The following is a 12,948-nucleotide window of genomic DNA, read 5'->3' as shown; positions in this document are numbered from 1 at the left end:
AAATGAAAAAATCAATTTTTAACTATATAATTTTCATTCTTGGAATAGTATTACTATTTCAAGGATGTGTGAAAGAATCCTTTGAAGGTGATGATTTGGGTGATAAGGGTACAACATTCCTTAAGACACCAGATGGTGAAGTGGTTGTTCATTGGTTGTCCCCCTTCTCGGGTAAGAAAAAAGTGAACCTCTTCAACCTATTCAAAGATGCTCATAATTCAGCAGAATTAAATGCTTCGAATACAGTGAAATTACTTGTTAATCCTAATATCATTGAAAAATATAATGAGGAGAATGAAAGTGATTTCGAGGTTCTTCCCGCTTCATTTTATACATGGGCCCCCACAGAAATAGTTACGTATTCTGGAAACAATGTAAGTATAGCTTTTGGGAATGGCCAATTGTATGGAGATATTGCGATTAATTTAGATGGATCCAAATGGACCAATTTAGCCCAGAAATATGCCTTAGCATTTGAAGTCAAAGAGACAGGGGGAATTTCTGCAAGTTCTGCGATGGCAGATACAATTGTTGTTGAACTAGGTCTTAAGAATAACTGGGATGGTGTTTACCGTTGGACTGGCACATTAAATGATAACGTTAGTGCAACTATTACCCATATTTCTGGTCCTTACGGTGAGCAGTATGGTGATTATGAAATTGAATTGCAAACAGTAGGTGAAACCAAAGTTGCAATGTTTGACCCAATATTATGGGGAGATTTCATGTATCCGATGTATTCTGGCGGTTGGTCGGGATATGGGTCTTTTGCACCTGTTTTTGAATTTGACAAGGTAACTAATAAAATTATTTCTGTCACCAATTACTATGGACAGCCGGCTGGAAATACTCGGTCAGCTCAGTTAGACCCATCTGGGGAGAACTTCTATGATCCACAGACTAAAACCATTAAAGTTAAATACTTTATGATTCAACCATCAGTGGTTCCTGCCGCTCCCCACATTCGTTCGGTAATTGACGAGGAATTTGTGTTTGTGAAAGGTAGATAGATTAATTGTATTTTACTTTTCTTTTCATATTATCCGGTCATTTAATGACCGGATATTTTTGCTACACGATTGTAGCTTTGTTGGCTTTGTTTTTTTGATGAAATTATTAGATTGATAAATGGTCCAACAATAGAGATGCTGAATTTGATTTATGGAGATCCGACAAATATCAAGCTAGAGGACGATCCGGGTTATGAACTTGCTGATGCTGCTATTCGAGCATTACGAAGAGCAGGAAAGTGGAATCCGGCAAAAGATGTTGATGGGAAGGATTTAAATAATAGGACTACCTATAATTCACTTTAAGCATTAAGGAGTTTAGGACTCGGATTTTCTAAGATTAGGAAATTAATAAGAATTTTTTGTGTTTGTAAATAGGTAGTTATTGCTTAGCCCTAAGCTAATTCTACCTTTAATATTGCTAGGGGATTGAACGTTGTTCAATCCCTTTTTTAATGCTAATTAATTCAAAAGAACACTTCTGGTCCTGCGGTATTCGTTAGCAGGAATTCTGAATTATAGCAGTGATTTTAAGAAGATATTTGGTCCTATTATAATAAATAGAATATTTCTATCGCAATTGATTTTCAGTCTATTATAGTTTTTATTTCATTGCTATTGAAATGACAATATATTTCTTGTGAAGAAATAGTTTGAAAGTTTCATAATTTCTTTCATTTTTCTGTTTAAACATAGATTTCATGTTGGTTTATCAAATAGTAACGTTTGTGTATCATTTATTTTACATTAAGTAAATACTAGAACAATTTGCTGACATGTTATGCAGGCTGTTTGTTAAGAAATGTTTGATTTATTGTGAATGATTCGAAATAATATTCTGACAAATGCTGTTAGGTGTTTGTGTTGTTTTGAATAGGTCTATTATTATATTTTAAAGTTCTGTTTTTGGGGATAGTTTTTAAGATAGTGGTTTAAGTAGGGTAATATTCCATTTCAATTAAAAGGTGTTTAAACAAGGAATGAGATAGAAATATTAAGAAAATTGCAATAGAATGTTCTAAATAACTGTAATATAATAATATAAAGGAAAAATTATCTCTGTTTTAGTAATAAAATCTTATTCATTTACGTCATTTTTATATTAAAAAACCACACTTTACTAAATAATATTGCTATCAATTATAAATTAGTTGAATAACTAACTTATTTGTTATTTATTTGATAAAAATTGGATGTTTCATGAATATGTTTGTGAAATATTTAAGGGAAATATATATTTGTCAACTGTTTAACAATTTTTAACAGACTCTGTTTTAAAACTTTTAATTAATAGCAAAATTTATGAAACACAAATTACTCAGCTTAATTTTTGTGTTAACCTGCATTGTTGGTGTAGCGTTTGCGCAAAATCGTCAAGTGAGTGGTAAAGTAACTTCGGTTACCGATGGAGCCCCGCTTGGTGGCGTGTCAGTATTAGTTGTGGGTACAAGTTCAGCTACTCAGACTGATGGATCAGGGAATTATAGTATCTCTGTTGAAGGCAACGCTACATTAAACTTCTCTTTTGTAGGCTATGCATCAAAGAGAGTTAGTGTTGGAAGCAACACAACCGTAAATGTTCAGTTAGAAACTGATGAGACTTCTTTAGAGGAGGTTGTTGTTACAGGTTATGGTGTTCGTTTAATCAAAGATTTAACAGGATCTCAAAGTAGAGTTTCTGGGGATAAATTAGCGAAAGAGCCAAGTTTGAGTTTTGACCAAGCACTATCAGGAAAAATGGCTGGTGTTCAAGTAGGATCATCAGGTGGTACCTTAGGAGATGGTGTATCCGTTCGTATCCGTGGTATCAACTCCATTTCATCAAGTTCATTGCCATTATACATTATTGATGGAGTTCCAATGAATACAGTTGAGAACACCAACGTATTTAACTCAGGAAACGGAACACGTTTTAACCCATTAGCGATGATCAATAGCAATGATATTGAATCTATTGAGGTGTTAAAAGATGCGAGTGCTGCAGTTCTTTACGGTTCACGTGCTGCGAATGGTGTAATTTTAATTAACACAAAACGTGGTAAAAAAGGAACTACAAACATTGCATTTGATTCCAAAACAACGTTTAGCCGTCCAGCGAAGATGTTGGATATGTTAGGTGCTGAGGACTTCATGAAAATCAGTAATGAGAAGATTTCCAATGCTTCTAAGTATTTTTCTGGTGTAACAGAAATTGCGAAAGAATCAGATGTTGATGGTGATGGAGTAAATGATAGAACAAATTGGTTAGATGAGGTTTACAGAAATGGTATTGGATATGATAACTCTGTATCGATTTCAGGTGGACAAGAGAAAGCTAACTACTTTGGATCGGTTCGTTACTTAGATCAAAAAGGTATTCTAGAGAACAACTCATTAAAAACTGGACAGGTTCGTTTAAATACAGACATCAATCCACTTAAATGGTTGAAGACTGGAATTTCCCTTTCATACTCAAAAACTTTAAATAATGGTGTATTAACTGACCGTTATGTAAATGGTGTTACTGTTTCTGCATTACAAGCATTCCCTACAATGGCCTTTTCAAATCCTGCAACTTCTACAGGATATAACTTAGGATCAAACGGATACTTAACATACGGAAATAATACACGTGTAGTAAATGGAACAAACTTAGTTGGTGGAAACATCGCGCATCCATATGCTGCATCTGCATTACAATTTAACCAAAATACACCTGAGCAATTATTAGGTAATGTTTATGCTGAGATTTCTCCAATCCAAGGATTGAAAATTTCGACAAAATATGGTATTGACTACTTAAATAACTACGAGCATCAATATGCTCATCCATTAATTGGTGGATTAGGTATGTCATACAATGGTATGGTTCAGGACAATATTCGTTACAGAAATCAATGGGTTTGGCAAAACTACGCGAACTACGATAGACAATTTGGGGTTCACCGTATTTCTGCAACCTTAGGTATGGAATCACAGTTCACGAAAGAGAAACAAGTATATGCTGGTGGTAATGACTTCAGTGATACATTCTTTACTGATTTGATTGATGGAACTTATACTGGTTCAGTACCAGGAACATCAGATGTAATGTTATGGTCAGGTGGTACATTATTCTCAACAGGTTTACAGTCATATTTTGGACGTGTTGGATATGTATTCAATGATAAATACTTAGCTGAAGTTGCTTTCCGTTCAGATGCATTCTCAGGTTTTGGATTGAACTCAAGATGGGGTAGTTTCCCTTCAATGTCATTAGGATGGGTTGCTTCAAATGAAGACTTCTTAAAAGATGTTGAGTGGTTGAACTATTTAAAAGTAAGAGGATCATACGGTAAAGTAGGTAACTCTCGTGGAGTTGGAGCATACGCTGCGCGTACATTATACGGTGGTGGAGCATATACTACATTAAATGGTTTCTCTGCTTCACAAATGGGTAATGCTGATTTAAGATGGGAATCATCAACAAAATTAGATGTTGGTGTTGATTTCACTATTTTGAATGACCGTTTGAATTTCGTTGTTGATTATTACAAGAATGATATTTCAGGTTTAATCTTGAATGCTAACCCACCATCAACTGTTGGTGTACCGGGTGGTGCAATTGAGACGAACATTGGTTCAATGAAAAATAGTGGTATTGAATTCTCAGTAAATGCTAAAACCATGACTCGTGAAAACTTCACTTGGAATACATCTTTGAACTTTACAACAGTTAACAACGAAGTAACTTCATTAGTTACAGAAGGTGCTGACATGGTTGATGGATTCTCAGTTGCAAGCGTTGGAAGAAGATTAGGTACTTACAAGTTGATCAAATGGAGAGGTGTTGATAGCCAAACTGGAGATCCAATGTGGTACACTGCTGATGGTGGTTACAAAACTTACAATCAGGCAGATAAATCATGGACTTATACAAATACTGATGGAGTTACAACAGCTGCAGGTTCAGGCGTTGGAGGTGGAGATGCTCAATATTTAGATGAGTCAGGTTTACCTAAATACTATGGTGGTTTAGATAACAACTTTACTTACAAAAATATTGATTTTGGATTCTCAATGGTCTATACTGGCGGATTCAGCATCTATAACTCAACAAGAGCATCTTTATTGTCAAACTACTTTGTAAACAACGGATCAGAAATTTTAGACAGATGGACTACACCAGGTCAACAAACTGACGTTCCGAAATTATATATGACAGAAACTACTGCTAACCAAGCGTCAACTCGTTTCTTGGAAAAAGGTGATTTCTTGCGTATGCGTACGATCAGTTTAGGGTATACATTCAATGATTTATCTAGATGGGGTATCAGTAGCTTAAGATTGTATGGTCAAGTTTACAATGCATTTGTAATTACTGGCTATACAGGTCAAGATCCAGAGGTTAGTTTGAACAGAAATAACTCAAACATCGCGATTGGTGTTGATAACAGATCTGTTCCACAACCTAGAACTTATACACTTGGTTTAAACATTTCATTACAATAAGAACAAGATGAAAAACATTAAGAAATATTTTGCATGTATCTTAGTTGCTTCAGCGACATTTGTATCATGTGAAAAGCAAATATTTGAAGAACCATATGCAAACTTGTCACCAACTGAGATCTTCAAAGATCCAAGTCGTGTTGAGAAAGCTGCTGTGGGTATGTATGATGCATTGCAAAATGCAGAGTACTTAGGTGGACGCGTATTGATTTATGCTGATATCAGAGGAATTGACTGTGGGAACCCAACATATTTTGGTGATATCCCTAGCTTTACCGCCTTAAATTCCAGCAATGGTATAGTAGGATTAGCATGGACAGCAGGATATAGAACAATTAACGAAGCAAACTTGTTCGTTAAGAATATTACTGCAAATCCAGGTGTAGTAACTGCGGATAAAGAGAAGCAATTTATTGCTGAGGCTAAGTTTATCAGATCCTTATCTTACTTCTATTTGGTTAACCTTTGGGCTCAACCTTATGGATTTACATCTGGAGCTACACATTTAGGAGTTCCATTGGTGTTAACAGCTACTGATGCGCCATTCGCACCAGAGAACCAAGTGCCAAGAAACACTGTAAAAGAGGTTTATGATCAAATGATCAAGGATCTTGAAGAAGCGGCTGTAGATTTGCCTAATTCAGGTGGTACTCCATCGATCAATAATGTTGGTCGTGCAACAAAAGGAGCGGCTTACGGATTGTTAGCAAGAATTAACTTGTATAAGAAAGATTATGCTAAAGCCTTAGAATATGCTAATAAGGTAGAGGCGTTAAAAGTATATAAATTAAATGCTTCACCATTAGAAGGTTTTGATACCTACATTACTCCTGAGAACATTTTCTCAGTAGCTCATAATGGTGGTGATAACCCGAATACGAATAATGCATTAGGTCAACATTACGGTCCAACACAAAGAGCGGATATCCAAATCGATCCTAAATATGTTGCATTAATGAGTGCTACCGATTTAAGACGTACTGAATTAATTACAGAAGCAAACGGTGCATTTTGGACTGCGAAATATACGAAAGTATCTGATTGGGCTCCAATCTTACGTTACTCTGAGATTTTATTAATCAAAGCAGAAGCTTTAGCAAATATTGCTTCAGGAGTTGATGCGAATGCTATTGCATTAGTTAACCAAGTTCGTACAAGATCAAAAGCTACAGCAGTTGCTCCAGCAAGCAAATCTGATTTAATTGCTGCGATCTTAAATGAGAGAAGAATTGAGTTAGCATTTGAAGGACAAGGATTATTCGAATTCCTACGTACTGGTAGAAACCTACCTGCGCATAGTGTTGTTCCAGAATACAAATGGGGTAACGGAAGATTGGTATTCCCATTACCTTTGAATGATATTCAAAGAAACCCTCAGTTAGTTCAAAACGACGGATACTAGTCTTGAATAAAATATAGACTCTGACGAATTAGTCAGTCACAAAGGTCTAAATAGGCGACCGAAGAATTTTTCTTCGGTCGCTTTTTTTGTGTACAATTGTTAACCTCCTTGATTTTTGGAAGCTCTCCGTTCAGATTTATTTTATTTGAAGTTCAGGAAAAAAATCTCCAAAAATTATTCTTCTGTTTTTATTAAATTTTATTTGAATACCAGTAAAACTATATAGGGCTAAAACCTTTTTCTTTATGATTTTTATGTTGCCTATTGATATATAAAGTATAATCAAAAATTAATAAATTATTGACAATCACTTTGAAATATTAAATAAATTAATCAAATTTATAATAATATAATCTAAAGCGGATTTAGGAGCCAATTTAACTTCGCTTACTTAACATTTGTTAAGTATATATAAAGAAATTTACTAAACAATTAAATTATGAAACAAAGATTACTCAAGTTTATTTTTGTGTTTGTCTGCCTGTTAGGGGTGGCCTATGCGCAAAATCGGGAGGTTACTGGGAGGGTAACATCTGCGAGCGATGGAAGTCCTATTGCTGGGGTTTCAGTGGTTTTGGTTGGCACAACCGTAGCTACTCAAACCGATGGGAATGGAGATTACTCAATTTCAGTAAGCAATCAATCTATTTTAGCTTTTTCATTTGTTGGCTATGCGAGTCAGCGATTAAATGTAGGGACAAGGACCAGGATTGATGTTCAATTAATTAAAGATGTTACAGCCTTGGATGAGGTCGTTGTTACCGGTTATGGTACGACTACGCGTCTAAAGCAAACTGGGTCGAGTACCGTTGTGAGTTCAAAAGAAATTGCACAAACGCCATTTCCATCTTTAGATAGAGCTATGCAGGGAAAGGTTGCGGGTTTACAATCGACAGGTGGTTCGGGCCAGCCAGGTTCGATGCAGAATATCCGAATTCGTGGATTGGGTTCCATTAGTGGCTCTTCACTTCCTTTGTATGTGATTGATGGGGTTCCAGTGAATTCGGGGGATCTTTCCCGTGCTACCCCAACTGCCAATGTTTTAGCAGGTATCAATCCGAATGATGTGGCGAATGTGACGGTATTAAAAGATGCGGCCTCTACCGCAATTTATGGTTCTCGGGGGAGTAATGGTGTTATTTTGATTACGACGAAGTCAGGTCTATCGGGAAAAACAAGGATTTCTCTGGATGCAGATTATGGTTCAGTGCAACCGGGAGTTAGTCCGGGACGCGCTAGACCTCTTACCACAGAGGAAAACATCATGCTAATTGGGGAGGCTTTATTAAACAATGCTGGGATGGCGGCAAATTATGGCTTAAACCAAGGAAATATTCGTGAATTCGTGACTGGGGAAAATGGTTTTGGCATCGATCCGAATGTGAATACGAATTGGTATGATGTCGTTACACGTAGAGGGAATCAACAACAATATAATTTGGCTGCTGATGGTGGGAATGATAAGACGACATTTAGTGTAAGTGGGGGATATTTTAAACAAGAAGGAACCATTCCAAAGTCTGATTTTACAAGGTATTCTGGGAAAATCAATTTGAAACATAAGGCAAGTGATAAATTCACTTTTGGGGCTAATATTTTGGGTTCCAGTTCAAATTTAAGAGGACTATTAAATAGTGGAGCATTCGGGAATCCAGTTTTGACGAGTTTTTTCTTAATGCCTAATTTTCGGGCAAGAAATGATGATGGATCTAATTTTATTTCCGGTCCCTTAGCTGCGGGCGCCGGACTTTATAATCCCTTAGAGATTTTGGACAAGGATAGCCGTAATAATAATACGCAAAAAGCTATTGGTAGTTTCTATGGAGAATATAATATCCTACCGAATTTAAAAATTTCCAGCAAGTACGGTATAGACTATAATAATATCGAAGAGGACTATTATAATAATCCAAATTATGGTGATGGTCGTAACGTTGGAGGTCGTAGTTATCGGGATTATACTCGATATTTCAATTGGGTTTGGACAAACTTAATTGATTATAGATGGGATATAGATCAAGCAAAGGATTGGGTAGCTAATGTTAAAGTGGGTTATGAGGCTCAAAAATCTCAATCCTACTATTCTTCGGTTGCTGTTTATAAAGTTCCATTAAACCCGAAATACACTGTTCCATCCGTTGGAGCTACTCCAATTGGCGCTTCGGGTTCCAATGATGATTATTCCTTTGCTTCATTTTTAGCTTTAGGGGACTTTTCATATAAAAACAAGTACGTTCTCTCTTGGAGTTATCGTAATGATGGTTCTTCTAGGTTTGGTGAAGAAAAGCAATTTGGTAATTTCTGGTCCGCTGCAGGTAGCTGGAATATGGAACAGGAAGATTTTATCAAGGATATATCCTTTATAAATGCTTTGAAGTTACGTGGTTCCTATGGTGTCACAGGTAATGCTGGTATTGGTAATAATACTTGGAGAACCTTATATGGGTACACCCGTACAACCTACAATTTTGTTTATAATGGCAATATTGGTAGTGGTCCTATCCAATATGGATTACGAGATTTGACATGGGAAAGAACGAATTCATTTGATGTAGGTTTGGATGCGACATTTTTAGATAATCGATTATCTGTCGTATTTGATTTCTATAATAGAGAATCGAAGGGCTTATTATACCGGGTTCCAATTCCTTTATCGACCGGATTTCCGGATTATGTTTCAAACTTTGCTGGTTTAAGAAACAGGGGTATTGAGTTTACTGCCAATGGTACTCCGGTTCGTACTGATGATTTCAGGTTGGATTTAAGTTTCAATATATCTGCGAATAAAAATACAACGACGAGTTTGGTTCGAGATGATTTAGTTGAGAGTCCATATCGTAGAAAAGTTGGGGAGGATTATTTCTCATTTTTCTTACCACAATGGGCAGGTGCTGATCCAGAGAATGGAGATCCAAAATGGTATATCGACGAATCAAGAACGGAAACTACGAATGACTATCGGTTAGCGAAGCGGGTTGATTTAGGAAAATCTTCAATGCCTAAATATTTTGGAAGTTTTGGAACGAACATGAATTATAAAGGCATTGGTCTAGATGCATTTTTCTATTACAATTTTGGAAATCATATTTATCAAGGATTTTATAGCTATCAGAATAGTGGTGGAGCCTATTATGGTAGTTATAACCAAAGTGCGATGGAATTAGAGAGATGGCAAAAGCCAGGGGATCAGTCGAATGTTCCGAAGCCTGTTTTTGGAGGGAATAGGAACTCGTTTGCTGCATCTGACCGTTTGCTTAAAGATGGAAGTTTTATTCGTTTAAGAGATATTACATTGAGTTATTCCTTGCCGTCATCTATTATTAACAATTGGAAGGTCAGTAATTTACGGGTTTATTTCCGTGGTTCTAATCTATGGACATGGGTTAAGGATGACACTTTACCATTTGACCCGGAATCAGGAAGTTCGGAAGTTGCTGGAGGAACACAAGGTATTACCAATTTTGATGTATTTATTCCAAAGACATACACATTTGGTATTAATGTAGGATTTTAAAAATGTAAAGACATGAAACTAAATATAAAATCTAGTTTATTAATCGGATTCCTTTGTTTGACCATATTAGGCTCATGTAAGAAGGAGTTCTTAAATCTGCCTCCCTATACTGCGGTGGATGAAAAGGAGGCATTATTGACGGATACAGATTTATTATCTGCCGTTACGGGAACTTACGCTGGGATGAGGGTATTTGATTTATATGGTCGCAGTATTCCATTGATGGGAGATCTTTGGGCAGATAATGTGACTTTATCGACTCGGAATGCAGGACGATATACGGAAATTTTCAATTTGAATTTTGTCATTAACAACCAGTGGTATACGGGTATATGGACTAACGCCTATCGCGTCATCAACCGTGCGAATAATATTATTCATTCAACACCCACTGGTAATGAGGTAAATATAAACCAATACAAGGGAGAAGCCTATGCCATTCGGGCATTAATGTATTTTGAATTGGTTAGGTTTTTCGCTAGGCCCTATACGGATAATCCAAATGGCATGGGAGTTCCCTTGGTATTGAAGTTTGATATTGAAGGAATGCCTGCTCGGAATACTGTTGATGAAGTTTATAAGCAAGTTTTAGCAGACCTAGGGCAGGCCTATACTTTAATTACGACAGGAACAAATACCAGTAGATTTACGAAATATGCTGTTCGAGCGTTAGAAGCAAGGGTTAATTTACATAAAGGCAACAATGCGGCATATCAATTGGCTTTGAATGAAGCAAAGGAGGTTATTGATAATTCAAAGGTGACTTTGGTTCCTGCCTCAGGCCTAGGTGCCTATTGGAATGCCACAGGATCAAATACGCTAAGAACCGAGACTCTCTTTGAACTCGTTTCCGATCAAATTGACAATGCAGGCTTTGATGAACTTGCTTATTTCTTTGGCCAGCAGGGTTATGGAGATGGTTTAGCTTATAAATCATTGTATGACTTATATTCAGCTACCGATGAGCGAAAAAAATTAATTGAGGTAGGAGTTAGGGCAAATGCGGAGAATCCAGCTTTTATCATCAAAAAATATCCAGATTTGGAAAAATACGGAACTAAGAAAATCTTAAGGATTTCCGAGATGTATTTAACTGCTGCGGAGGCGGCTTATAATTTGGGTCAAGAAGGAGTTGCGAGAGATTATTTAGCAGCCTTATTAAAGGAACGTGATGCAGCAGCAACAGTTACAGAATCAGGTGCGGCATTATTTGAAAGAATAATATTGGAAAGAAGGAAAGAATTGGCATTTGAAGGTGACAGGTATCATACTTTAAACCGACTAAAACGCGAAGTTACTGGCCGTGAAAGAAGTCAAGCGCCAACTATTCCTTATAGCAACTTTAGGAGAATAGCCCCAATTCCACAAACTGAGTTAGATCGAAATCCGGAGCTAAAGCAGAATGATGGCTGGGAACAATAAATTAAAAAGAGAATGGTCAACATATAGTTGACCATTTCTTTTTTATATCTTTAATATTAAGCCTTTGCGGCCAATATACTCAGTTCTTGTGCTACGCGGCCAGCGATTTCTGCAAATGCTGCTGCCACAGGCTCGTCCTGATCCAAGGCGATTGGAAACCCATTATCACCAGCATCAGCAACTGACTTCACCAAAGGAATTTCCCCTAAGAAAGGTACATTATTATCTGTCGCCAATCTTTTTCCACCATCCTTACCAAAAATATAGTATTTGTTATCAGGTAATTCAGCAGGGGTAAAGTAGGACATATTTTCAATAACACCGACAATAGGAACTTTTACACCTTCCATCTGATACATGGCCATCCCCTTAATTGCATCTGCCAGAGCGACCTGTTGAGGGGTTGTTACAATTACTGCTCCTGAAATAGGGTAGCCTTGCGCCGTTGTAATATGGATATCACCAGTACCAGGAGGCATGTCTACGATCAAATAATCGAGATCACCCCAATCCGTGTCTCCAAATAATTGTTTAATGGCAGAAGTTGCCATTGGCCCTCTCCAAGGAATCGGTTGGTTAGGGTCCGTAAAGAATCCTATTGATAATAGTTTTAATCCGAATCTTTCAATCGGGATGATTCTATTTTTTCCATCAGGACCTTGAGAAGATTGTGGTTTAGCGTCTTCCACTCCGAACATTAATGGCACCGAAGGGCCATAAATATCTGCGTCAAGAAGACCAGTTTTAGCACCTGTATTTGCCAATGCTAATGCTAAATTTGCTGCCACCGTAGACTTACCAACACCACCTTTACCAGAAGACACCAAGATAATATTCTTGATATTCTTCAATTGGGATGTTTCTACGGCACGAACTCTCGCGGTCATATTAATTTCCACTTCAACTTCTTTGGAAATAAAAAGTGCAATTGCATTCCGACAAGCATGTTCAATATGGCCCTTCATTGGGCAGGCAGGAGTGGTCAAGACCACATCGAATTTGATTTTATTGGGTAATATTTCGATGTTTTCGATCATATTGAGGGTTACCAGGTCTTTTTTTAAATCTGGTTCTTCAACATTCCCTAAAGCATCTAAAATCTGTTCTTTAGTAATCATGGATTTAAATTA

At 36.9% G+C, this 12,948-nt stretch carries 7 protein-coding genes; 6 read left to right on the top strand and 1 reads right to left on the bottom strand.

Going from position 1 to position 12,948, the window contains the following annotated elements:
• Positions 1-2 precede the first annotated feature (2 nt).
• The 6 genes from PZ892_RS15495 to PZ892_RS15470 all read left to right on the top strand — a co-directional run bounded on the left by PZ892_RS15495 (position 3) and on the right by PZ892_RS15470 (position 11,818).
• Positions 3-1,010: a DUF1735 domain-containing protein gene (locus PZ892_RS15495; RefSeq protein WP_277711467.1), complete on the top strand. Its 1,008-nt coding sequence runs from the start codon at positions 3-5 to the stop codon at positions 1,008-1,010.
• Between the two features lie 135 nt (positions 1,011-1,145).
• Positions 1,146-1,316, top strand: a complete 171-nt coding sequence (locus PZ892_RS15490; protein WP_277711466.1) for a hypothetical protein — start codon at positions 1,146-1,148, stop codon at positions 1,314-1,316.
• 996 nt (positions 1,317-2,312) lie between these two features.
• Complete coding sequence (locus tag PZ892_RS15485; protein ID WP_094258493.1) at positions 2,313-5,480, top strand: TonB-dependent receptor; 3,168 nt, start codon at positions 2,313-2,315, stop codon at positions 5,478-5,480.
• 7 nt (positions 5,481-5,487) lie between these two features.
• Positions 5,488-6,882, top strand: coding sequence for a RagB/SusD family nutrient uptake outer membrane protein (locus PZ892_RS15480; RefSeq protein ID WP_094258494.1), 1,395 nt, complete (start codon positions 5,488-5,490; stop codon positions 6,880-6,882).
• Positions 6,883-7,321: 439 nt separating this feature from the next.
• Positions 7,322-10,396 carry a TonB-dependent receptor gene (locus tag PZ892_RS15475; RefSeq protein ID WP_182499092.1) on the top strand — a complete coding sequence of 1,025 codons (3,075 nt, stop codon included), beginning with the start codon at positions 7,322-7,324 and terminating at the stop codon, positions 10,394-10,396.
• 12 nt (positions 10,397-10,408) lie between these two features.
• Positions 10,409-11,818: a RagB/SusD family nutrient uptake outer membrane protein gene (locus tag PZ892_RS15470; protein WP_182499091.1), complete on the top strand. Its 1,410-nt coding sequence runs from the start codon at positions 10,409-10,411 to the stop codon at positions 11,816-11,818.
• 56 nt (positions 11,819-11,874) lie between these two features.
• Here PZ892_RS15470 and PZ892_RS15465 read toward each other — a convergent pair whose 3' ends face one another.
• Complete coding sequence (locus tag PZ892_RS15465; protein WP_094258500.1) at positions 11,875-12,936, bottom strand: Mrp/NBP35 family ATP-binding protein; 1,062 nt, start codon at positions 12,934-12,936, stop codon at positions 11,875-11,877.
• Positions 12,937-12,948 lie beyond the last annotated feature (12 nt).

It is taken from the genome of Sphingobacterium sp. WM (assembly GCF_029542465.1).
Classification (GTDB): domain Bacteria; phylum Bacteroidota; class Bacteroidia; order Sphingobacteriales; family Sphingobacteriaceae; genus Sphingobacterium; species Sphingobacterium cellulitidis.
Note: the sequence above shows the minus strand (reverse complement) of the source record. Positions and strands in the feature narration are given on the sequence as shown.